Raw genomic sequence first — 23584 nt, 5'->3', positions numbered from 1 at the left:
GCTACTTTAACCGTAAAGCTTTTCGTTCGTGTTATGCAGGGAATTGAATTATGAAAAAAATTATGGAAAAAATTGCTTTAGAGCACATCATTTTAATGATGGCATTTTTTATTTTTTTCGGTGTTTGGGCTATCGCGTTAATGCCGATTATTCTGATGTGGCATGATATTAAAAAATACAGAACTGTCGTTATTTTTATCGTTGTCGTTTGCCTAGGCTATACGTTCGGTAAAACACTAGCGGAAAAGCATAATGAAACATACAAAGCCGAAATGAGTAGCCATAGTTTTCTAGCTAAACACTTGAAGGTCTTTTGTTCGTTATACGATAAACAGCCGGTCTCAATTCTTCAGGCTAAAAAAACGCCAACACAACCTGCCTAAGACGTTCAATGTTTAGTGTATGAATGCTTAGTCTCTGACTCTTAAGATTGTTGGGGTTGAGTAATGCTTTGGAATACTGAGCTGTCATTGAGGTTTGGAACAGACATCATCTGCAATTGTCGTAAACAAGCTATTCAGCTAAGCGAATACCGCTCTGGCTTTTTATTCCCCACGTTGCGGCGAAAGCCCGTTCAATTTTGCCCGCCCAAGGCGACGAGGTAACTCGCTCGGCGCTACCGCCCCTCACTCAAACACCCCTCGTCTTAAAACCTTGGTCGTGCAAACTTGCTCGGCTTGCAACGTAATGGGATTTAAAAGCAAAGCTGTGTTAGCAAAATTAATGCTAGTGACTGATCCCACAGACTCTCGGTATCTGACCCCCGAAGCTACTTTTTCTTAGCTTTCGGGCTCTGCAGGTCGGTGTTTGAGCCTTCGTTGATCTCAGCAGCTAAACCGATAGACTCGTTCAGGGTTGCACTCTCGGTATCTGACCTCGAAGCTTATCGATACTCAGCAATCCGTTACCGCCCCATGTCGAGTGAAGATTCGGTAAAGGATTTTCTATAGCACTGTGATGCTCGTTACCTATTTGATTTAAATTGATTTGTTAGAAGGTTCTTCTAGTCTGAAAATGGATTCAACTGGCGTATTGAAATACTCTGCAATGCACAGAGCAATCTGAACAGAAGGCGTGAACCTGCCTGTTTCAATGGTACTAATTGTTTTTCGAGATACGCCAATAGCAGCTGCTAGCTTTTGTTGAGAAATACCCTTTTCAGCGCGATGCACAACAATGTTATTTGAAACTATTCTACTCATTGTCCTTTCTCAACCCTACAGCTATCGTAATTCCGTAAGCGACAGCGCTTATTCCCAAAAAACATGTAATTAAATCTTCACGTGAGAGAGGAACAAAATTATAAACACCTAACACCCCCGGTATAAATGCTAAGATTACGGCAATATAACCGACTTTATACGCTTTGAGGCTTACCATATTCAAAAATTCATCTTCAAATGTACCTCTCCATGCTTGCTTCGAAAATGAAAAATTTCCCTGTAGTTTCCATGATGCTAATAAATAAATTACGGTAAACATTATTCCTGAAGCAATGACAATGATGAGCCCCAAAACGCCTCCATTCACAAGCCCTAAAAGATTTACTGATGTCACAGATAAAATTAAAATCCCAGCTAGTAAATGAATGTATCCATGCCACTTAAGATATTCGTATTCTAATTCAGCAGTAGTTTTTAGAGCTTGCATAACAGCTTTCCTTGTCTTTTCTGGTAGCAATTTATTTGAAACTTATCCGACTGTTATAACCTTAAGGTTATCATCTGAAACCTTAAGGTTACTACTTGACATCTTAAGGTATCAATCTTTTTTTACTAAAGTAGACTTGTAGAGATTAATCTAGCTCAAAATTCCATAGAAACGAGATTGTAAGAACAGGTTAATCAATGAAATGAATCCTGTCTTAAAGGACTTATATTCAGTCTTGTTAGACTCAATTTATTTGATGTGCCAAGCTGTTAGGTCATTGCCTTCGCAAGCATGACTTGATGTAGATGTCGCGAACAGCGGCTATTGGATTAGCTTGCCAATCAAGTCATTGGGTTAGAACAATAATGCCTTTAAAATAGGGTGCTCAGAGGTAACGTACTGAAACTGCCCACAGCACCAATTGAGATGAATGTTGGTGAACGTCTGCAAATGGGACAAACAAGCTATTCAACTAAACGAATACCACTCTGGCTTTTATTCCCCTTAGAGCGAGCCGACTGAACATCGTTGGCCAAGGTTTTAAGAAAACGGGTGTTTGAGTGCGGCGACGAAGCATGGCGCGAGTTACGTTTTTGCTTTGGACAGCGCATCGGCAGTTGGGCTTTCGAGCGGAAGTGGGGGTGCATTTTCTTTGGATACTTTCTTTTGTCGACGCAAAAGAAAGTATCTTGCCAACGGCGAAAAGGGCCATTGCTACTATCTTGCAATATCACCATGCCGCCGTGGCTCGGCTTTCGGCAGTTGCTGAAAATTACACTACCTCAAGCATCTGCGGTGGCGACAGAAAGTAAAAGGCCAGTAATAACAACGCCACTGGAAAAACAAAGATATTGGCAGGACTGAAAATGATCGATAGTTGGAACAAACAGCATGCCAGCAGGATCACCGCGAAGTACTTTAAAACACTTGGCGCGCCGGTGCGATTTTGCAGTAACACAATACTGAGTATAAAGCCGACTAACGCATAGGCAAATAATAACCCTAGCGCCACCACTACGGTAAACTCACCAAGGGTGTTGATTGCCTGCTCAGACAGCGAGTTGCCGGTGAAGGTGAGTGCGATATCAACCAGCACTGTGGCGTGGAATAAGGTAACCAGCAGCGCCAGTATCAGCAATAAAATGGCTGCACTGCTAGAGGTTAGGCGTTCAGCAAAACTGCGCCGTAAGCTCAGGTAGATATACACTTCTAAAGCGCCAATCAATACAAAGGCCAGATCGGACCAACTTAGGCTAAGTAAGTCTGCTCGATACATTTCAGCAAAATTCTCCGAGCCAATAGATAGGAAAGGCCACTGCGAGCAGTAACGCCGCAATACCGGGTGCAACAAATTCATGCTTTGACATAGTAACTCCTGTTTACAATTAACCGCGCTTACTCCGTGTCAGTATCATTGTTTATATATTGCAAAATATCACCAGGCTGACAACTTAGCGCCTGACAAATGGCCGCCAGCGTACTAAAGCGAATGGCTTTTACCTTTCCTGTTTTTAGCAGCGACAGATTTGTCATAGACACACCCACCTGCTGCGATAACTCAGTAAGAGACATTTTCTTTTTAGCCAGTTCGATATCGAGATTAATTTGTATATTCATAGTACAAACTTTAGCCTGTTTATTTGCGTATATCAATAAATATTTTATGATAAACGTAAATTTATGGTTTTTATCGGATTATGTGCAGCCACAAAGCTCAGAATTGTGAGTTGTCTTTGCGGTCTGATGCACTTTGTGCAAAGATCGGTAGCTTAACCTGTTGTAAGATGCAATAGGCATGGCGCAGCGGCTGAATCGCGGCTCAATATACAGAAAGGATTAGGTTTAACCATGAAAAAGCTGTCGAGTGTGCAAAAGAAACAACAAGCGTTAGTCATGGACGTCGTCACCACGCTGGAACAGCAAGCCATGCAGCAATTAGCCGGCGTGCAACAATGTTGGTTTAGCATGGAATATAACGTGTTTCCCAGCTCGCTATTAGTGCGTTTGCAATTTGTAGAGCAGGCGGCGTTAGATGCGGCGCAGGCAGTGTTATTGCCGTGGCAAAAAAAGCTCAGTGGCTTATTGTTAAAAAAGGGCGTAGTGCTTAAAGATATGCGCAAACATTTGGTGTTTACGTTAAGCGGGCCAGAGAGTTAAGGCTGGCCCGCTGTACGTTTAAGGTTTGTTTTGCAGGTAATTTAACAGCTCATAATAATCTTCAGCGGTTTTCACATCTTCTGGTAAATCACCATTCACCAGATACTTACCTTTAACCACCACACTGGGTACGCCTTGAATGCGGTTATCGAGCATTTCACGGTTGGCTTGCTCCATCGCTTGGCGTACGGCTGGCGATTGCGCCAGTTCAGTTAATTGCTTTGGATCGAGCCCATGCTGCTCCATAAACGCATTAATCGCTTTGGTATCGGGCATGGTGTTTTGTTGTTCCCGTGTTTGCCGATACAGTTCAAACAGCGGCTCAACTAACTGCTCATTGCCGCTTTGTTGCAAAGCATAAAACACACTGGCATCAAAAGCCCAACGCTCACCTAGGGCAGGGTGCTTGCGTACCAACACCACATCCGGATTGGCTTGCAGATAATTGCGTAAGGTCGGTTCAAAGTTTTGACAATGTGGGCAACCTAACCAAAAGTATTCAGTGATGTAACGCTGATGCGCGGCTTCAAGTACCGGGTTGGCTAGAACAGTGTAGTGGCTACCTTCGGTAAACACACGACTGGCTGCAGCAGGAGCCGCTTGTTCCACGGTTGTTGTCGGAGTATTACTGCTTGGCTCAGGTGAACAGGCGCTGATCATTAAAAAAGCGGAGCTAAGGAGTAGGGTTCGGCGAAAAAACGTCATAATGATTCCTAATCAGGTTATAAACACCACAGATGCGTGTATCGAGTGTAATCACTTTAGCGCAGCAGCACAATCGCTAGGCTTCACCGCTAGGCTGGGGCTGCCGTTTTTTAACAAGACACGGTATGATAGTTTTTTTTCTTGCACAGGTTTCAAGCCATGTCGTTTTATTTAGGGGCTTATGCCGCCTCTCCTAATGTATCGGGTTGGGATCCCCAACTTGAAGCTGCTTATTATCAACAGTTAAAAAGCTTAGAATCGGTTCGTGGCTTAGAGCACCCTTTTTTAGGCAGCTTGCATGCGCAGGATGATCAGTGGTTTTTGCAGCATATTGATACTAAATGGGATTTTGTTTTTACCACTATTCCTGGCGTGATGAACGCTTTAGCCACCTTACCTACATTTGGCTTGGCATCTACGGATGAAGCCGGGCGTGAGGCCGCGATTGCCTTTATGCGCCAAGCGAATCATGCCATTGCTAAGTTGAATACCCATCTGAAACGACAAGCCGTGACCGCCATTATGCTACATAGCGCGCCAGCACGGCATAACTGTGCCGGTTCTGCTGCGGCGTTTAAAACATCTATGCAAACCTTGTTAAGTTGGGATTGGCATGGTGCGCGTTTGCTGGTAGAGCATTGTGATGCCTTAATCGACAGCCATGCGCCGTCTAAAGGGTTTTTAAGTTTAACCGATGAGTTAAGCGTGTTATCTGAACTGAATGCCACCCAAGCGCCAGAGCTACCGCTAGGCGTTGTGATTAACTGGGGCCGTTCAGTGTTAGAAACACGGCAGCCCGACGGCGCCTTACAGCATATCGCCGCAGCCAAAGCCCAGGGCTTGCTCGCCGGCGTGATGTTCTCGGGTATTTCTGATCAAGCCACCGAATATGGCGCTTGGCGAGACAGCCATCAACCGGCACAAACGAATGATTTAGTGGCGTTTGGTGAGCCGGGTTCTTGGTTAACTGAGCAAGCAGTGGCAGACACCTTACAAGCTTGCCAAGGGGTTAATTTAGCAGTACTGGGTTTAAAAATAGGCATTCGCCCACACAGCGCCGATTTAACCTTACGGCTGAATTATTTGCGGGCACAGCTTGGTATGCTGCAACGGCAGGTGGCGCTTTGTCGCTGAAGCTTGGCACACTGAATTTCAGTTACTCAATTTGATAAAAAGCAGAGGGATATATGAAAGCGATTGGCTATCAACACTCACTAGCAATTAGCGATGCGGCAGCATTATTGGATATTGAAGTACCGCAACCGGTGGCCAGCGGCCATGATGTATTGGTGAAGATCGCTGCGATCTCGGTTAATCCGGTAGATACAAAAATTCGGCAACGTGTCACACCGCCAGCCGGCGAATATAAAATTTTAGGTTGGGACGCAGCGGGTGAGGTTGTTGCTGTTGGCGAAAAAGTACAGCATTTTGTGCCGGGCGATAAAGTTTATTACGCCGGAGCGCTGCAGCGATCAGGCTCGAATGCAGAATATCAGCTAGTGGATGAACGTATTGTCGGCAAAATGCCGGCGAACCTCAGTTATGCAGAAGCGGCAGCTTTACCCTTAACGGCGCTAACGGCCTGGGAAATGTTGTTTGACCGCCTAGATATTGCTACGCCTAGCTTAAAGCATCCGAAACCGGTGTTACTGGTGGTAGGGGCTGCCGGTGGTGTCGGTTCGGTATTGTTGCAACTGGCGCGTCAATTAACCACGGTAACGATTGTCGCGACGGCTTCCAGAGCAGAAACACAAGCCTGGGTGCGAGAGATGGGCGCGCACTATGTAATTGATCACAGTAAGCCGTTGTTAGCGCAGTTGCTGGCGCTGGGTATTGATGCCGTCAGCCATGTGGCGAGTTTAACCCATACAGATGCCCACTATGCAGAGTTAGTGAAAGCGCTGGCACCTCAAGGTAAGCTGGCATTGATTGACGATCCGGTCGGTGGCTTGGATATTATGCCGTTGAAGCAAAAAAGTATTTCTCTGCATTGGGAGTTTATGTTTACCCGATCGTTATTTGCTACTGCCGATATGCAGGTACAACATCAGATATTAACCGATCTCGCCAAGCTGATTGAACAAGGCCAAGTCAAAAGCACATTACAGCAGCAGTTTGGCACCATCAACGCGGCTAACTTACGTAAAGCGCATGCCCTATTAGAAAGCGGTAAAGCCATGGGTAAGATTGTTTTAGCGGGGTTTTAAACGTCAGACCTGACACAGCACAAAGCTTTGTCAGGTCTGAATTAAGGCATTAGGCTATTTGTAAATCAGTACTGAAACTACTGTAATAGGATTTAAATAGCACTTTTTCTAGCGCCATAAACAAGGCTTGATTGATCGGATAATGCTTATTACCCAATTCATAATCTAGCTCGTTTACCTGCTCTTTGGCTGACATCATCATCGGTGGCGGATGCTCAGTCAGCATAATCAGGTGTTGTTGGTACTTTTCTGCTTTATCACTTTTGATCGTTTTACATACCGAAAGTGAGGTTTTGCCCATTTTGTCACGGTATCCTGCCGCACCAAAAACTCGGCAAATACTAGGCCGCTGCTGATATACAGTGCATTGCCCTTGCTTGCCATCAAACGATAGCCGCTGGTAAAAAAAGCAACCAGAAACTTCTGGTAACTCTTCGAGTTGTGTCAGTGTTTGCTCGGCTTTACCCTGATCAAACAGGTGTAATGCCAGCGGTAACATTTCTAGCACGGTCGCTTCAATAGTGGGTTGAGTGCAGCACTCACCACAGCTACTACGACAGCTTAAACCGCTGTCTTGCTGATAACTGGAAAATGTGTCCGCCATTTCGCCATACACAGCCTCAACACGACGCGATAACTCACGCAGTCGTTGCATTTAAGACTCCGAACGAAATAACTAAAGAATAGTCGATAGAAACGGCGATTTGCCGCGTCGTCATTCTAGGGTGCTATGGCCTCTGTCTGCAAGAGGTAGTTGAAAATATAGTCAAAGATCACGACGGGCAAACTGTAAACGTGCTTTGGGAATATGCAGTAATAAAAAAGTGGAGATGGTCAAAACAAACAATAAGCTAGTATTAAGCCACTGCACGAAGTTGGCCATGTAACTAAGTTGCAGAAGTAATAACTGCAAGGTAGCCGCCACCGCTAGTAAGGAAAACCGTGGCGTGTAGCGGACCTGCGTGGTCAAACTAATAAATAATGCCTGCAACAACGTGATACTTAACACTAAGGTCATACAGATAAACAAGAGTTTAAGCTTCATGGGGCCCGAGGCAAATAACGGGCTAAACAATAGTAACAAGGCCAGCAAGAAACTGCCGCTATTCAGCCATAAACCATAGCCTGAACTTTGTCGAAGTAAACTAAAACGGGCAAACAAGCTTAAGCAAGCTAAGCTCGCCCCAACACTAATGTAAATAAATACCGCGTTCATTTCCGGATGTAATGGCCATAAGCGACTAAAGGCTTGGCCATTAAGCGTAATTAGCACTAATAAAAAGGCCAGATAGAACCCCGCTAAGGCATACAGTGCCGGTTGATGTTGCTGTACACCCCGGCACAGTGCTAGCAAGACCAGTAACAGCAGGGCGCCATTAATCATACTGTCTTGTTGTAACTGCTGCAGGCTTGCTTCGAGCAGCGGTGCAAGCGAAGAAATGCTTAATTCGGTTCCTATCATGGCGGCATCTTCTAGCTTAATTAACACACTGGTTTGCTCTGCAATGTCAAAGCGCAGCGGTTGTGAAAAGCTGTAAAGCGGCAAGGGCCGCTCACTAAATGGAAATGCGCTACCGCTGCGCCCCAGAAATTGCACGCTAGGGATGTCGGTGGCTACTTTATAAAAACTGACTTTATCGACGGCGAGAAAATGATAGCTCAGCACCGCATCCCACGGTTCAGGGTATGGGTTTTTAATTTTGGCTAACAGCCAAACGGCTTGTTGTGCGGTGATCCTAAGGGTATTTTGTTGAGGGGTTAGCGCGGTAAAGTTATGAAATAACGCGGGGTCGGCGACCAGTTCATTGGCCGACAGTGACACATCGGTGATTTGATACTGTAGCTCGGTTAACCGATGCGGTTGTTGCTGAATAATATCCAAGGTACCGGCAGCATGAACGCTGCAACATAGGCTTAAGCATAACAAGGCGATGCGGGCTAAGGTCAGAAAAGGTGACAAGCTGTGAACCTCAGGTTAAAAAATAGGATATTTGCTTACTACTCTAGCAGAGGGTTACGGCTATCAGCCAGATAATCCCCAATTTCGGTCATAAAATCTTTGCCATACCGACTTAGCTTAGTAAAGCCGACGCCTGATACGGCGAGCATGGCGGCGTTATCGGTGGGTAGTTTGTGGCACATATCAATCAACGTTGCGTCGCTAAATACCACAAAAGGTGGCACGTCATCGCGCTCCGCTATGGCTTTGCGTAGTGTTCGCAGGCGGGCAAATAATACCTTGTCATGTTTTTGTTGGCCAAGCTTCGCCGGCGTTTTACTGCTGGCTTGAAGGCGAGGCACAGCCAGTTGCAGTGGGTGTTCACCTCGCAGCACTGGGCGTGCCGCGGGCAATAAACGTAATACCGAATGCTGAGTAATATCTTGCTGTAACAAGCCAAAGTGAATGAGTTGTCGAAAAATACTTAACCAATAATCATGGCTGAGTTGTTTACCGAGGCCCCAGGTAGAGAGTTTGTCGTGCCCAAGCTCCTGAATTTTATGATTTTGACTGCCGCGTAGCACTTCAATCACATGGTGCAGGCCATAGTTTTGGCCTACCCGATAAACACAAGACAACGCCTGTTGCGCGGTTTGGGTACCATCAAATTGCTGTGGCGGGTTTAAGCAAATATCACAGTTGCCACAGGGTTGTTGTCGCGCTTCGCCAAAGTAATTTAATAACACCAGTCGGCGGCACGTTTGCGCTTCGGCAAAAGCGGCCATTGATTGAAAGCGCTGCCACGCCACTTCTGCGCGTTGCGGGTTATCTTCGGCTTCCAACCAGCGTTTCATTCTGGCGATATCAGCCGGATCAAATAACAGCAGCGCTTCTGCTGCCACGCCATCTCGTCCTGCGCGCCCCGTTTCTTGGTAATAAGCTTCAATAGTGCGGGGGAGTTCAAAATGCACCACAAAGCGAATATTCGGTTTATTAACACCCATGCCAAAGGCCACGGTAGCCACAATAATGCTGATATCATCACGTTTAAAGGCGTCTTGTACCTGGTCACGTTGGGTTGCGTCATAACCTGCATGATAAGCGGCCACGCGAAAGCCCCGCTCGGCTAATTGCGCGGTTAACTCATCTACTTTACGCCGCGAACTACAGTAAATAATGCCGCTGTTATTTTCTTGTTGTTTCAGATAAGCCAGCAACTGTTCTAATGGCCGAAACTTCTCTTGTACCGTGTAGCGAATATTCGGACGATCAAAACTGCCGCGATAAATCAGTGGGTTGTTTAGATCGAGTTGTTGCAAGATATCTTGCTGAGTACCAGGATCAGCGGTAGCGGTTAAGGCCATCACCGGAGTATCAGGAAAACGCTGTTTTAATTGGGCTAAAGCCATGTAGTCAGGGCGGAAATCATGGCCCCACTGCGAAATACAGTGCGCTTCGTCAATAGCAAATAAGCTCACCCCTACTTCTTGTAAACGAGCAATGAAATTGGGTTGCAACAAGCGTTCGGGGGCGACATACAATAATTTCAAACGGCCGTCGTACAGCTGCGTAAAGACCTCTTGCACGGCGTCGCGGCTTAAACTGCTATTGATAAATTCGGCCGCAATACCATTGGCTTTTAACGCATCAACCTGATCTTTCATCAGAGACATTAACGGCGAAACGACTAACGTCACTTTAGGTAGGTGTAGAGCCGGTAATTGATAACAAAGTGATTTACCACCACCGGTTGGCAGTAATACAAAGCAATCACGTTGTTGCATCGCCGCACCAATAATTTCAGCCTGACCTTCACGCCAGGTGTCATAACCAAAGGTTTGTTTTAGGGCGGGTAGCATTTGCTCAAGCACGCGGTGTAGATCTCCGGTCAAAAAGAGGCGTATTGTAAGCAGAAATGCCGCAAAGTTATACCCCAGTGGGCTTTGCACTGAACAACAGAGGCAGTACACTGACAAAAACCTTTAAGAATAAGACGATTACATGACCCCTGAACAATTGGTGCCTTACATTGCTAGCGTTTTCAATGAAATGCCTTTTAATAAACTTATCGGTTTAACCGTAACACGCTTTGATGAGGAAGTGGCTGAAGTACGTTTTAATTGGGCAGAGCAACTTATTGGCAACCCGTTACAGCAAATTTTGCATGGCGGCGTGATTGCTTCGGTACTGGATGTGGCAGGGGGGCTGATGGCCGTATCCAGTGCCTTAGGTCGCGTGCAGCAAGTTGCGCCAGAGCAGTTGCACGAACGTTTCGGTAAAATGAGCACTATTGATATTCGCACCGATTACTTAAGGCCGGGCCGTGGCAACGTTTTTATTGCTAGCGCCAGAGTGATCCGTGCTGGCAATAAAGTGGCAGTTTGTCGTATGGAACTGCATAACGAGCTGGGTATTCATATCGCGTTGGGTACCGGTACTTATCTAGTGGGGTAGTTGCAAAGTTTGTTTACGCATAAGTCTTAATAAAACAGTCTTAAGGCACACTGTGCTTTCGTTATATTATGCACAAAGTTAAAACACGAAGGAGCGTCAAGTGCTGAGCTTATTAGATATTATCGCCTTAGTTTGGTTTAGTTTAGCTTGGGGAGGCTACACACTCTACGCGAAACGCCGCGCGAAAGTGGTGAGTTGTTTGTCATTTGAGCTGCGCCGTAAGCGAAACCATTGGATGCAGCAGATGTTACGGCGTGACAATAAGATGGCGGATGTCGGGCTTATTTCTACCCTTGAGCGCAACGTGACCTTTTTTGCTTCGAGTTGTTTGTTAATTATGGCCGGTTTGCTAACGGTGCTGACATCGAGTGAACGCTTAAAGACTATGCTGAGCGGGCTGATCCCGTGGAGCGCGCAAACCGAAACACAAATTCAAATTAAGATTTTGTTATTAGCACTGATTTATGTGTTCGCCTTTTTCCAATTTACCTGGTCATTACGCCAATACGGTTTTTGTGGGGTATTAATTGGTGCAGCGCCAGATGGACGCGAGATGGCGACAGAAGAACAAGATTTGTATACCAGCCGTACGGCCAAGGTGATTGATCAAGCCAACCACTCGTTTAACTATGGCTTGCGCGCCATCTATTTTTCGCTAGCGGCGCTGACCTGGTTTATTGATAGCAGTTTGTTTATGGGTGCAACTGTGGTGGTGGTATTGATCTTAAAACACCGAGAGTTTCATTCTAAGGTATTAAAAGCTCTGCAGCAGTGCTAAGGGGTTAAAGCAAACGCCATCGCTTATCATATAAATAAGCGGTGGCGAGTGATTAATTCCGCTTATTGCGGGCTTTCAAAGGCTTTAATAACCCGAACCACACCTTCGACATTACGGGCAATATCAACCGCTTTATCTGCTTCAGGCCCACCGACTAGCCCCATTAAAAACACTTCAGCGTTTTCGGTAACCACTTTGATGTTTAAACCACTAACATCATCATCGGCTAACAACTTACTTTTTACTTTAGTGCCAATCCAGCTATCGCGGGTGCGGGTGGTCAGTGAGGTATTGTTGCCAAGGCGAATTTGGTTATGCACCATTTTTACGCTGGCTATATCTTGCACTAAACGTTGTGCTTGCTCGCGAACTTGCTCGCTTTTGGCTTGGCCGGTGAGCAAAATCACGCCATTGTAGCTCGTCACATTCAGATTACTGCCTTTAGCGGTGATGTCGTTATCACCTAATGCCCGGCGTGCTTTTAGCACTATACCGTTATCATCAATTTGCGAACCTAAAGTGCGGCGATCATTAGCGGCGGTCACCGCGGTTGCGCCTCCGGCTACCACGGCTGCAGCACAACCTTGTAGTAATAGAATAGCAGCTAAAACACTGGCTAATTTCATCATATTAAAACTCTCCTTGCTGTGGAAACAGCGTCATATCGATCAATTCACAAAGGCAGTGTAGTAAAAAGGTGTAACATTCAATCACCCGTGCCGGACGGTGTGCCGGCACTTTTAATTCAACATCTTGTTGATTTAATAACCCGGATAAATCACTGCTGTTATCTACCGTGAGGGCAATTACTTTCATATCGTTGGTCAGTGCCGCTTCGGTTGCACGGATCAGACTTTGTTCTGCACCATTAAGTGAAATCACCACTAAAATATCCGCAGCTTGACCTAGCGCTTTCACTTGCCTCGCTAAGTAATCATGATTTTGTTGGTTAGCCGGTTGCAGGCTAGAGTGATCCGCTTGTAAAGCAAAAGCCGGTAAACACGGGCGCTCGGTTTCAAATTGATCCAATAACAGTTGGGCAAAATGGCTGGCTAAATTAGCGCTGGCCCCTTCGCCACAACAAATCACCTTACCGCCATTAATCAGCGTTTGCACTATCATTAGCGCACCGCTTTCAATAGGGCCAGCTAACGCTTCGCTGGTGGCGATCATGGTTTGGATATTTTCACTAAACAGGTGTCTGATATGTTCTTGCATCCGGGGTCCTGCTAACTAAAGGCATTTTGCAGCCAGTTATACTGATAGGGCGCTTGCCCTTCAATGGCTACTACATCTATGCGACAAGGCTGTTGGCTAAGTCGATGCTGCTGTTGATAATACTGTACGGCTTTTAATACTTTTTGTCGTTTGGCTGGCGTAATGGCGGCTAATGCCCCACCAAACGCTGTACTTGACCGATATTTTACCTCAACGAACACCCAGTAAGGGCCATGGCGCATAATTAAATCAATTTCACCGAGCTTACAGCTAAAGTTCTGTTGTACCAAGCTCAGGCCTTGTTGCTGCAAAAATTGCAGCGCCAAGGCTTCATATTGCTGACCAAGCTCGTTCATGCGGGCTTACGGCTCTTGCACTGCAACCAAACGGTTGCTGCGGTAACTGCCCCAGCTTAATTGCCGGCTAATACTGCCATCGGCGTTGACAGTAAGTCGGCCAGTAAAACCGGGATGGCTTAAACTGGGTAATTGTTGCTGTTGCTTTAGGCTGCCAATAATGTGATAGGCGTCATAGCCCATTGCGAATAATCGCTGCAGGGTTTCATCCTGCTCGCTAAATAATTCAAGGTATTGCTGCCGAACCTTTTGACTGTGCTGTTCGTTTAACAACCAAGGCGTTTCGGTAAACGTGAGGCCGTTGAGATCGCGTAAATCATTAGCATCACCGCCGGCGCTGTAGCTGCGAGAACTGGCGTAAATAGGCAGCTTTGGCGCGGTTTGCATCACCGAGACATCGACAAAAGGTTTAAACATTCTGGTTTGCACCGGATCGGCAAGTAAATAAATAGCATCAATATCTAAGCGGCTATGCGCTTCACTTTCCACACTGCCAGGAATTAAACCGGAGATCAGCCGAATACGCTCGCGGCTGCTGTCTGTTTCTAATAACCGGGTAATTAAAGCTTCTAATTCAGCTTTGGCTTCAAATTGGTAGCTCTCGGGTGCCTCATGGCCCAGAGCTTGCCATTGTCGGGTAAAGTGTTGCTGCATACGCTGACTAATGACATTACGTGAGCTGATGATCACAGGCCGCTTATAATTTTTTTGCGCAAACAATTGCACCATTTGCGCCGCTTCATCTTCCAAATTCAAAGCAAAGTAAAAACGGTCAGGTTGCGCCGGTAATTGACTGTCACGGCTGTTTAAAAACAAGGTTGGGTAAGTCCAATCGGCTTGTTTACTGACTTGTTCTACCTGATCTTTTAACAGTGGGCCAATCACAAAGTCGATTTGTTTCGCTGCTAATTGCTGTTGAATGTCGGCAACCGATTGCTGACTATCAATAAACAGCAATTCACGAGGTAAGCTGTTATCCGCGCTGGTAGCGGCCAGTAAGCCATATTGAATCGCTTTTGCATGTTGCTGAAATTGACCACTAAGCGGCAATAATACGGCGATACGCTGTGGTTGATAAGGCGTTAGGGCCAATTGCTGTTGTAAAGCCTTTGGTAATTGCGACAAGCTTGGTAACTGCGGATAACGTTGTTGCCATTCGGTTAGCGCATTGTTTAATTGCTCGGGGTTGCCCAGCTTATTGCGTACCACTTCTAATAAATTGAGCCAACCGCGCGCGCGCTGGCTTGCACCCACTTGTAAGTTGGTGAGTTCGCTATGACTTAAAGCACTGAGCTGCGGCCATAACTGTTCATGTAATTCAGCATAGCTGTCTAGTAGCGTAGGGTTGTTGCCGAGCATCTCATCTAGTTGCAATAAACTGCGGGCTGCAGCGTAAGCGCGCTGTTGCTGTTGATACAGTTTGGCACTGGACCATAAAAAGGCGGCTTGATCGCTCGGCGCGAGTTGTGTGCGGTTAGTTTGCTCAATCAGTTGTTCGGCTAACGCCAGCTCGTTATGTTGCAGATAAGCTTGTAACAACAGCACCTGATTACGCTGGCGGATCAGCGCACTGTCGCTTTGGCGTAAGGTATCGGTAATGGCTAAGGCCAATGCGCTGTTTTGCTCTAACAAGGCGGCTTCGGCGGCTTTTAATAAGCGAATTTGTTGCGCTTCGCCTTGATAAGTTGCGGCTTGGGCTAACAATTGCTCAGCCGAAAGCGTTGCCGGTTCGGGGGTTTCGTCTTTGGCTAGCTCGGTAATCAGCTCGCGCTCAGTCGTGCTACTTTGCTGCGGAATGGTTTGCGCACAGCTGCTGACTAAGGCGGCCAAGGTTAAAATAAATAGCGGCTTAAATTTGCTGGTTTTCACAATGCACAGTACCATAGAGTTTTCGTGGTGTTATCTTACTGACACAACCCGTTAAGCTCAAATAATTAGCGAAATATGACCAAACAAAGCGGTTCTCTTTATGTTGTGGCCACGCCGATAGGCAATCTGGCTGATATTAGCCAGCGGGCGATAGCTACCTTACAGCAGGTTAGCTGTATCGCAGCTGAAGATACTCGGCACAGCGGCAAGTTATTACAACACCTTGGTATCAGCAATCGATTGCTGGCTTTACATGATCACAATGAAAAACAACGCGCCGCCAGCATTATTGAAAAATGCCTTGCTGGTGAAGATGTTGCGTTAATTTCTGATGCCGGCACGCCATTGATCAGTGACCCTGGTTACAGCCTAGTGCGTTTATGCCGTGAAGCCGGTGTACCCGTAGTGCCGGTTCCAGGTCCTTGTGCCTTGATTACCGCCTTGTGTGCTGCCGGTTTACCGACCGATAAATTTCAATTTATTGGCTTTTTAGCCGCCAAATCGAGCCAACGGCAAAAGCAATTAGCCGATGTTCCGGCCAATGCTGGCACCATTATTTGTTACGATACGGCACGGCGTATTTTAGATACTTTAGATGACGTTGCTGCAGTACTAGGTGCTGAGCGGCAACTGGTGTTAGCGAAAGAGCTGACCAAAACCTTCGAGCATTTTGCCTATGGCAACGCCGCGCAAATTCAGCATTGGTTGCGCGAAGAACCACAGCGCTGCCAAGGTGAAATGGTGTTAATGATTGCCGCCGAAGCCGAAAAGCCGGCTTCAGAGATCAGCGCAGAGGCGCAGCGTACGCTGCAACTGTTGTTAGCAGAGTTACCGCTCAAGCAAGCCGCGGCGTTAACTGCGCAAATTCATAACGAAAAGAAAAATGTGTTATATCAATTTGCCCTAGGGCTGAAAAGCCCTGATTAAATGCGGCTCAAAAGTAGTAGAGGTTGCGTGCTGCGTCAAAGGTCAGGCTGTCTTCGGCAGTCTGGCCGTTAAAGGCTAACTGAAAAAAACTGCGCACTTGCGAATTCTCCAGTGGCTTACCTTCAAAGTAAGCATGCGAAGTACCGACATGGGCCTGCCCGGTAAAATTAATGTAGGTGGCGGTTTTAGATTCTAAGCAGCGTAGGTAATGCCCTAAACGCGCTTTTTGTTTCTCACCCATTTTCATGCGCGATGCCCGTAGCGCACTATCATGTTCATTCAACGTGATATACAAACGATTGCGGCACTGAATATTATCTACCCAGTTAGCGTGCCCCGCGTTGTTCGTATCTGCGGCCACCATCACAATATTATCGAAAATTAACTGATCACCGGCATAAACGCTGGAGCTTAACAAATGTTTGTACAGATAATTGCCCATACTGTGTAGCATCAAATTAATGGTAAAGGGGCAGCGCGCAGCGGCCGCGGCCGTAAAATAGCGATCCCACTTTTCAGCGTCATCACCAAATTTTGCCTCGGTAGTTTGTTCTAATTGTTCGACATAATCGGCATGCAGTTGCTGCACAATACTTTGTAAACGTTCTAGCACCCGGTTAAGTGCGCCAACTGAGGCCAGCGCATCGCGTTTGTCGCTCTTATAACTTAAAACACCTTGTACACCGCCACCATTCGCAGGCCAGCTAAAAATCACCACTTCCAAATTATAGTTTTGCTCAAGCTGTTCTGCGCGATCGAGCACCGAGGCTAAATCGTTATTAAAGCCATGCACATACAACATGAGGTGGCGCGAGGGGGTGTAGGTTTTCAGTTTACTGACCAATTGCTTGGCAACGTATTCACTGGCAAACATGCTGTCTTGCTCTTGGGCTTTTTTGGCGCTAACGGCTTGTCCTGTGGCATTCACTCGATCCGGAAAGACATTGATGTGCCATTTGCTATTCACGCGGCTGGCTTCAGCTAAACGTAATTCATTCGGGCCTTCTGCGGGTTTGTCGCCAAAGGCGGTTTTTACGGTGGTTTTGCCTACATTCACGCGCCGATTGGTAATAATAAACATGTTGGCTCCTTATTGAACTAAGGTAGCGAATAAGGCTGGGAGTCGCTGTTGAGGGGACGTTATCGGGTTAACTATAGTTGCCCATGGCGGCTTTGCCATCGAATGATGGCACTTAATGCGAGCATTTGTGTTGCAACAGGCAAATATGCTGTTGTCGGCGCGGCTTTTGCGTATAATGGTCAGCGGAGTGGGTCAAGGCAATCGCTGCTTGCGCAAGCAAGGGGAGGAAAGTCCGGGCTCCAAAGGGCAGGGTGCCAGGTAACGCCTGGGAGGCGCGAGCCTACGACTAGTGCAACAGAGAGCAAACCGCCGATGGCTCAGTCTTTCTTCGGAAAGCCTGAGATCAGGTAAGGGTGAAAGGGTGCGGTAAGAGCGCACCGCGCGACTGGCAACAGTTCGTGGCACGGTAAACTCCACCCGGAGCAAGATCAAATAGGCCCTCTATGGCGCGGCCCGCGTTGAGGGCGGGTAGATTGCTTGAGGCTTAGGGTGACCTAAGTCCTAGAGGAATGATTGCTACTCTGGCAACAGAGCACAAAACCCGGCTTAATGACCGACTCCCCTAATAAAGAAAACCGCACGTTGCTAAAACAACGTGCGGTTTTTTATTGCGGGGTGTTAACTCACCTTACATAAACTTGTAATCAAGCAGTAAGGTAAAGGAACGGCCACGTGGATCGGCAATACGCGGTTCCCATGCTGCACCGGCTGCAAAGTCGTTTTGGTGTGCAGTAAAAGGTGGATCGCGATCAAAGATGTTTTTAATGCCAAAGGTAAAGCTGACATTGTCGAAGCCGCTATAGCTCAAACTATAGTTATAGGTGGTATAGCTGCTGACTTCTGGGTTCCAATCGTCTGGAATGTAGCTGCCATTACGCACGCTAACCGGTAATTCATCCTTGTAACCGTCGCGGAATAACTGGCTTAACGTATGGCTCCAATCGCCTTTCACATAGCTTAGGTTCAGCGTATGTTTCCACTTGATCGGCAGGTTGTAATAACGAACGTATTCACCCACTAAGTTATCGCTGTAAGGTAGCGAATCTAAGCCTTTGCTCTTGAAGCTGTCGATATAACTACCGTTCATATTTAAGCGCCAATTACCGTCGGCAAACTCGCCGCTTAAATTAGCGTCTACTTCGATACCACGGGTTAGGGTGCCGCCTGAGTTGATATAACGACGGTCGATGGCGATCACTTGACCGCTACTATCACGGATCCAGTTTGCTTGGAACTGATCATAGTTTTCGATCAGTACATCACGAGGCGCGGAGCGGATCGTGTCGGTACGTTCAATTTCCCACCAGTCGACACTGAAGTTAAAATTGTCATAAGGCGCGGCCACAAAACCGATGCTCTTCTGCTCTGATTCTTCAGGTTGCAGATCTTCTTTACCACCGAAAATCTCTACCGGGCGAATAGAAGCACAACCGGCCACTGTTTCACTAGCGATACCGCTAGCACAGGTGGCAGGATCGGCTAAATCAAGACCGGTGTATTGCGATTCTGTGACGCCGTTAAACAACTGGTTAAAGGTGGGGACTTTAAAGCCCGTGCTATAAGCACCGCGCACTAAGAAGCCCTCTACTGGCCGCCAAGTAAAGCTCACTTTCGGGTTAGTTGTACTACCAAAACCATCATATTTGTCATAACGACCCGATAAGCTGACATCTAAACTATCGAAAATCGGTAGATAGAATTCAGCAAAGACCGCCTGAATATCTCTGCTGACTTTATCTAACACGTTGGCATTATCGAATGGCGCGTTAAAAATTGGCCGCATCTCAGCGCGTTCATCACCATTAAATTTAAACTCTTCACGGCGTAAATCGACACCGAACGCCGCTTGTAATTCACCGCCAGGTAAGTCAAAACCAAAACCGCCACTGATGGTGGCATCTAATTGCGTCATTAATGACTCGCCGCCGTACAATTTAACACCGGTGGCGGAAGCGGCCTCTAATGCTGCGATACCAGCGGCAGACTGGCTTTGACCAGGTAATAAGAAGGGGTTAATTAAACCGCTGCCTAATACTTGTTGCAGTTCAGCGGTGTAATGGTAACCACCGCCAAGGACAGATTCTGACTCACTTGATGCGCGTGATAAACCTGCGGTGTAGTCCCACTCAATACCAGGAATAATACCTTCAAATGCCGCCATCAAACGATAAGAATTAGTTTCAGTATCAATTTCACGACCACCACAGGCCATACAACGCCAGCGATAAGCTATGGGTTGGCCATAATTTAGCTGTGATGCGCCAAAGTAATTGGCTAAAGCATTATAAATGGTGTTGTAAGACGCACCAGTGCTAGGATACCAAGTGGCAGGACCAAAGGTCGAGCCGGGGGAAATTTGGTTCGGCTCAAAGGCCTTACTGACATCGACTTTGGAAGCAACCAATTCTAAATAAGCACTATGATTCTCGTTTAGTTTAAACGAGGCACGGCTAATAAAGTCCGTACTTTCTTGCGGCTGTTGAATACGTGCTGCCGCAGGATAGTCCCAAGCACAGGCATAACGTGAAGATTCCGAGCTCCATAACTTTTGATCGTAAGGGCCCATCATATCGCCGCCACTTTCACAGCCCGCCGCACCCGGTAAATCTAAAATGTTTACCGCAATGACTGATTGGCCATCACGTGGATCGACTAAACCGGTGCCAATTAAGTTGGGCTGGGAAGCACCACGGTTAAACACGGTAGCAAAAGGGGTGCCGCGTGTATCAGGCGATAAGCCGCGATTGGGTTGAAAGGTATTCGAGAAATCGCGATCTGAACCATCTAAAGTGGTATTACGTTTAAAAGACAGGGTACCAAACAGGTTCCAACCATCTTTATTAATATCACCTGCACCTAATAATAGGTTGGTGCGGTAAATGTTACCACCACCGGCTTCTGTCACATCCATGAAGGCAGAAGCTTCACCACCGGTGTAATCTTTCTTGGTAATAAAGTTAATGACACCGCCAATTGCATCAGTACCGTACATGGCAGAAGCGCCATCCCGAAGCACTTCAACGCGCTCTAGGGCAGCAAAGGGGATTGAGTTTAAATCCACTGCGCGGCCTTTTAAGCCGTGTGTGGCAACGCGGCGCCCGTTTAACAATACCAGGGTGGCATCTGCGCCTTGACCCCGTAAGTTCGCTCCTGAAACACCGTTATTACCGCGTTGTTCTTCAGAAACAATACCGCCGTTACTGGCGAGGTTATCTGAGGAGTTACCGGCAATGTTCAGTTGCATCAGTAATTGTTCAGCAGAGGTGATGCCTTGAGCATCAATGTCTGCCTTACTGAATACCGTGAGAGGTAATGAACCTTCAATATTGGTTCTTTTGATATTCGAGCCGGTAACTCTGATGCGTTCAACTTTTGCATCATCGGCTTCCGGGGTTACAGTATCTTGCGCCATGACGACCGTCGAGCTAAAGCCGGCAAGGGCAATAGACTGAATAAGCCTGTTCAACTTCATTGCAATCTCTCCTGGATGTTACACCCTTTATAGTTTTTTATAACGTTGCGCTGCTTAAGCCTTGCGGCGCTGTGCAGGGATGTTTGATTTCTGCACAAATTTAACATAGCAATCTTTTGTTGGTTTTGAAAATAATTTATGCTAAAAATTAATAATATCTGGAATATTTCATTCCTTGATGACCGAGAGTCAAGCAAATGCGTGGTTTTTTAGCTTTAAGATATGCTTTCGCGGGCGGCTTATTGCTGCTGATAAGTGGCTTAAGTAGTGCTGCGACAGAACATTTCACGTCAGATATTCCCCTGTTAAAAGTCGAGCATTTGTCGCCAGAATATTGGTTAGCGAAGCAGCCCAATGCTGCTGAATTGTTACTTACCCCCAGTCAAATTGTGCAGCAAAATGCCAAAACCTTTGCCCAGCAAGCTGAAATGACTCCGATAGCGGATATTCCGCTGCAGTTTAGTCGGGCTGAGCTGCTCAAGGTGATCGAACAGGTAAGTGCTATACCGCAGTCACCGCGTTTTTTTGCCGATGGCAAACCGCTGCAAGAAAACGATTGGGCGCCCATCCAGCAACAAGTGAATCGTGCCGGTGTTGCGGAAAACACCAGCACACAATTTGCCTTGGTAACGAAGCGCAGTGCTTTGTTAGCCATGCCAACCACGCTGCGGGTTTTTAACGACAGCATGTCGTTAGATTTAAATCGTTTACAAGAAACCGCCTTGTTTGTCGGTGAGCCGGTGGCGGTGTTACATCAAAGCGCCAACGGTCACTGGTCTTTAGTGCAAAACTACCACTATAGCGGTTGGGTGGCGACAGAGGCACTGGCGCTGGCGCCTCGACAACAGGTACTGGCTTATGTTGAGCAAGCGCCTTTTTTAGTGGTTACCGGCGCGCGTGCTTTTAGTAATTATGTACCGAATCAACCGCAGATCTCTGAATTACAGCTGGATATGGGCACCCGCTTGCCGCTATTATCCGCCGCTGCAGTGGGGCATAACCTCTATGGTCAAAATCCGCATGCGAGCTATATCGTGCAATTACCCACACGTAACGCCAAAGGGCAGTTACAGTTAGTGCCGGCGTTGCTGGCGCGCAGTCAAGATGTGCATATTGGATATTTGCCTTACAGCACCGAGCATATTGTGCGGCAAGCTTTTAAATACTTAGGTCAGCGCTATGGTTGGGGTTACGACTATAACGGCGTCGACTGCACCGGTTTTTTGGTGGATATTTTCCGCACCTTTGGCTTGCTGATGCCGCGTAACTCAGGTCAGCAAGGCTATGGTGAATTTGGTCAAAATGTGCGTTTTACTGAACAAAGCAGCCATAACACTAAGCTACAGGCGATTAAGCGGGCGCAAATAGGCGATTTTATTTATCGTCCTGGTCATGTCATGTTGTATTTAGGTGAAAGTGCGGGCGAACCCTTCGTGATCCATGCGGTATTTGATCTGGCTTATGTTAATGCCGCTGGCGAATTTTATCGTGGCACCTTAAACAGTGTATCCGTCACGCCCTTGGCACCGCTGTATCTCAGTGCTGAGCAGAGCTATCTGGATCGTATTTATGCTATTAAATCGTTGCGTTAACTGAGGTTATTATGAAAATTACCGATATCCGTTTGGGTATGCTGAAGGTGCCATTAAAGACACCTTTTAAAACCGCGTTGCGCACGGTGAATGAAATTGAAGATGTGATTGTCATTATCGAGACTGATACGGGGCATCGTGGTTATGGTGAAGCTCCGGCCACGGCCGTTATCACGGGTGATATTCATGATTCGATAATCGGGGCGATCCGCACGGTAATGAAGCCCAAATTGGTTGGCCAAGACATCAGTGATTTAAACCATCTGATCCGCATTATTCAAAACTGTATTATGAAAAACTACAGTGCGAAGGCGGCAGTGGAAATGGCCGTGTATGACTTATTTGCCCAGCAATATAAAACGCCGTTATACAAGTTACTAGGTGGCGGTGTACCTAAACTGACGACGGACATTACCATCAGTGTCGATTACATCGATAAAATGGTGGCCGATTCCTTGGATGCTGTCGCCCGAGGTTTTGAAACGCTGAAAGTGAAAGTGGGCAAAGATATTGGGGTCGATATCGAGCGGGTAAAAGCAATTTATAACGCTGTGGCAGGTAAGGCGTTGATCCGCTTAGATGCTAACCAAGGTTGGACCGCGAAAGAAGCAGTGTATGCCCTGCATAAGTTAGAAGATGCCGGTGTAAGGCTAGAGCTAATCGAACAGCCGGTGAAATACTATGATCTGGAAGGTCTAAAGTATATTACCGAGCGCGTACATACGCCGGTAATGGCCGATGAAAGCGGTTTTGGGCCACGTGAAGTGATTGAACTGATCAAAATGCGTGCGGCCGATATTATCAATATTAAGTTGATGAAAACGGGCGGTATTTCTAATGCCATCAAGATTGCTGATATCTGCTCGTTTTATGATATGCAATGTATGATTGGCTGTATGCTGGAATCGAGCATTAGTGTGGCGGCAGCGGTGCATGTGGCCGTAGCGAAAGCCGATGTGATCACCAAGATTGACCTAGATGGGCCGTCACTGTGTGCCTTTAACCCGGTCACCAGCAGTGTTACCTTTAATGAAGCGGATATTATTATTGGTGATGCCCCAGGCTTGGGCATCACGGATATTCAAGGCTTGCAGATGTTAGGGCTTGTTGACGTTTGAGGGTTGTTTTTGCAGCTGAGTGGCTGGTATTTATACAAGGCAGAGCTTGTGCCGTGTAGTT

Annotated in this window: 23 protein-coding genes and 1 other RNA gene; 10 read left to right on the top strand and 14 right to left on the bottom strand. The window is 46.8% G+C overall.

The genetic code is table 11. From position 1 onward, the window contains the following. The first annotated feature begins 50 nt into the window (after positions 1–50). A complete protein-coding gene (locus tag JAO78_RS15040; RefSeq protein ID WP_226752187.1) occupies positions 51–383 on the top strand; it encodes a hypothetical protein in 333 nt (110 codons plus the stop codon). A gap of 594 nt (positions 384–977) precedes the next feature. Here JAO78_RS15040 and JAO78_RS15035 read toward each other — a convergent pair. The 4 genes from JAO78_RS15035 to JAO78_RS15020 all read right to left on the bottom strand — a co-directional run bounded on the left by JAO78_RS15035 (position 978) and on the right by JAO78_RS15020 (position 3267). Further along, the gene (locus JAO78_RS15035) at positions 978–1202 is read right to left on the bottom strand and encodes a helix-turn-helix transcriptional regulator (RefSeq protein WP_226752186.1); all 225 of its coding nucleotides are present in this window, start codon (positions 1200–1202) and stop codon (positions 978–980) included. Further along, positions 1195–1650, bottom strand: a complete 456-nt coding sequence (locus JAO78_RS15030; protein WP_226752185.1) for a hypothetical protein — start codon at positions 1648–1650, stop codon at positions 1195–1197. Before JAO78_RS15030 ends, JAO78_RS15035 begins: the two co-directional genes overlap by 8 nt. A 772-nt stretch (positions 1651–2422) precedes the next feature. Next, on the bottom strand, positions 2423–2926 hold the full coding sequence (locus tag JAO78_RS15025) for a hypothetical protein (RefSeq protein ID WP_226752184.1): 504 nt from the start codon (positions 2924–2926) through the stop codon (positions 2423–2425). Positions 2927–3045: 119 nt separating this feature from the next. Next, complete coding sequence (locus JAO78_RS15020; RefSeq protein WP_226752183.1) at positions 3046–3267, bottom strand: helix-turn-helix domain-containing protein; 222 nt, start codon at positions 3265–3267, stop codon at positions 3046–3048. A gap of 231 nt (positions 3268–3498) precedes the next feature. Here JAO78_RS15020 and JAO78_RS15015 point away from each other — a divergent pair, with 231 nt between their 5' ends. After that, positions 3499–3807 (top strand): hypothetical protein, encoded by a 309-nt coding sequence (locus JAO78_RS15015; RefSeq protein WP_226752182.1) that lies wholly within the window; start codon positions 3499–3501, stop codon positions 3805–3807. 18 nt (positions 3808–3825) lie between these two features. Here JAO78_RS15015 and JAO78_RS15010 read toward each other — a convergent pair whose 3' ends face one another. Further along, complete coding sequence (locus JAO78_RS15010; RefSeq protein ID WP_226752181.1) at positions 3826–4512, bottom strand: thiol:disulfide interchange protein DsbA/DsbL; 687 nt, start codon at positions 4510–4512, stop codon at positions 3826–3828. Between the two features lie 159 nt (positions 4513–4671). Here JAO78_RS15010 and JAO78_RS15005 point away from each other — a divergent pair, with 159 nt between their 5' ends. Both JAO78_RS15005 and JAO78_RS15000 read left to right on the top strand, forming a co-directional pair. After that, entirely contained in the window at positions 4672–5646 is a 975-nt protein-coding gene (locus JAO78_RS15005; RefSeq protein ID WP_226752180.1) for a DUF4862 family protein, read from the top strand. A 53-nt stretch (positions 5647–5699) separates the two neighbouring features. Further along, positions 5700–6719 carry a zinc-binding alcohol dehydrogenase family protein gene (locus JAO78_RS15000; RefSeq protein ID WP_226752179.1) on the top strand — a complete coding sequence of 340 codons (1020 nt, stop codon included), beginning with the start codon at positions 5700–5702 and terminating at the stop codon, positions 6717–6719. A 49-nt stretch (positions 6720–6768) separates the two neighbouring features. Here the strand turns inward: JAO78_RS15000 and JAO78_RS14995 are convergent, their stop codons facing one another. From JAO78_RS14995 to recQ, 3 genes are all read right to left on the bottom strand, one after another. Further along, on the bottom strand, positions 6769–7374 hold the full coding sequence (locus JAO78_RS14995) for a YkgJ family cysteine cluster protein (RefSeq protein WP_226752178.1): 606 nt from the start codon (positions 7372–7374) through the stop codon (positions 6769–6771). A 111-nt stretch (positions 7375–7485) separates the two neighbouring features. Next, positions 7486–8679, bottom strand: coding sequence for a 7TM-DISM domain-containing protein (locus JAO78_RS14990; protein WP_226752177.1), 1194 nt, complete (start codon positions 8677–8679; stop codon positions 7486–7488). Between the two features lie 38 nt (positions 8680–8717). Further along, positions 8718–10517: a DNA helicase RecQ gene (recQ, locus tag JAO78_RS14985; RefSeq protein WP_226752189.1), complete on the bottom strand. Its 1800-nt coding sequence runs from the start codon at positions 10515–10517 to the stop codon at positions 8718–8720. Positions 10518–10659: 142 nt separating this feature from the next. On the opposite strand from recQ, the gene JAO78_RS14980 reads away from it, so the two are divergent. Both JAO78_RS14980 and JAO78_RS14975 read left to right on the top strand, forming a co-directional pair. Then, complete coding sequence (locus JAO78_RS14980; RefSeq protein ID WP_226752176.1) at positions 10660–11112, top strand: thioesterase family protein; 453 nt, start codon at positions 10660–10662, stop codon at positions 11110–11112. Positions 11113–11212: 100 nt separating this feature from the next. Next, a complete protein-coding gene (locus tag JAO78_RS14975) occupies positions 11213–11890 on the top strand; it encodes a DUF599 domain-containing protein (protein WP_226752175.1) in 678 nt (225 codons plus the stop codon). 62 nt (positions 11891–11952) lie between these two features. Here the strand turns inward: JAO78_RS14975 and dolP are convergent, their stop codons facing one another. The 4 genes from dolP to JAO78_RS14955 are packed head-to-tail and all read right to left on the bottom strand — an operon-like array spanning position 11953 to position 15348. Further along, positions 11953–12519, bottom strand: coding sequence for a division/outer membrane stress-associated lipid-binding lipoprotein (gene dolP, locus JAO78_RS14970; protein WP_226752174.1), 567 nt, complete (start codon positions 12517–12519; stop codon positions 11953–11955). A gap of 1 nt (position 12520) precedes the next feature. Next, positions 12521–13108, bottom strand: a complete 588-nt coding sequence (locus JAO78_RS14965) for an SIS domain-containing protein (RefSeq protein ID WP_226752173.1) — start codon at positions 13106–13108, stop codon at positions 12521–12523. Between the two features lie 11 nt (positions 13109–13119). Continuing rightward, positions 13120–13464: a YraN family protein gene (locus JAO78_RS14960; protein WP_226752172.1), complete on the bottom strand. Its 345-nt coding sequence runs from the start codon at positions 13462–13464 to the stop codon at positions 13120–13122. 6 nt (positions 13465–13470) lie between these two features. Continuing rightward, entirely contained in the window at positions 13471–15348 is a 1878-nt protein-coding gene (locus tag JAO78_RS14955; RefSeq protein WP_226752171.1) for a penicillin-binding protein activator, read from the bottom strand. A 60-nt stretch (positions 15349–15408) separates the two neighbouring features. On the opposite strand from JAO78_RS14955, the gene rsmI reads away from it, so the two are divergent. Then, positions 15409–16260 (top strand): 16S rRNA (cytidine(1402)-2'-O)-methyltransferase, encoded by an 852-nt coding sequence (gene rsmI / locus JAO78_RS14950; RefSeq protein ID WP_226752170.1) that lies wholly within the window; start codon positions 15409–15411, stop codon positions 16258–16260. A 7-nt stretch (positions 16261–16267) separates the two neighbouring features. On the opposite strand, the gene JAO78_RS14945 is transcribed toward rsmI, so the two are convergent. Beyond that, positions 16268–17341, bottom strand: a complete 1074-nt coding sequence (locus JAO78_RS14945) for an alpha/beta hydrolase (protein ID WP_226752169.1) — start codon at positions 17339–17341, stop codon at positions 16268–16270. A gap of 184 nt (positions 17342–17525) precedes the next feature. On the opposite strand from JAO78_RS14945, the gene rnpB reads away from it, so the two are divergent. Continuing rightward, positions 17526–17906, top strand: an RNA gene (gene rnpB / locus JAO78_RS14940) — RNase P RNA component class A. A gap of 63 nt (positions 17907–17969) precedes the next feature. Here the strand turns inward: rnpB and JAO78_RS14935 are convergent. After that, positions 17970–20813: a TonB-dependent receptor gene (locus JAO78_RS14935; protein WP_226752168.1), complete on the bottom strand. Its 2844-nt coding sequence runs from the start codon at positions 20811–20813 to the stop codon at positions 17970–17972. A 197-nt stretch (positions 20814–21010) separates the two neighbouring features. On the opposite strand from JAO78_RS14935, the gene JAO78_RS14930 reads away from it, so the two are divergent. Beyond that, a complete protein-coding gene (locus JAO78_RS14930; RefSeq protein WP_226752167.1) occupies positions 21011–22405 on the top strand; it encodes an SH3 domain-containing protein in 1395 nt (464 codons plus the stop codon). An 11-nt stretch (positions 22406–22416) separates the two neighbouring features. Continuing rightward, positions 22417–23523 carry a dipeptide epimerase gene (locus tag JAO78_RS14925; protein ID WP_226752166.1) on the top strand — a complete coding sequence of 369 codons (1107 nt, stop codon included), beginning with the start codon at positions 22417–22419 and terminating at the stop codon, positions 23521–23523. Positions 23524–23584 lie beyond the last annotated feature (61 nt).

This window comes from Alishewanella maricola (assembly GCF_016343785.1).
GTDB classification, from domain to species: Bacteria; Pseudomonadota; Gammaproteobacteria; order Enterobacterales; family Alteromonadaceae; genus Alishewanella; species Alishewanella maricola.
This window is presented reverse-complemented; position numbering and strand designations above follow the sequence as displayed.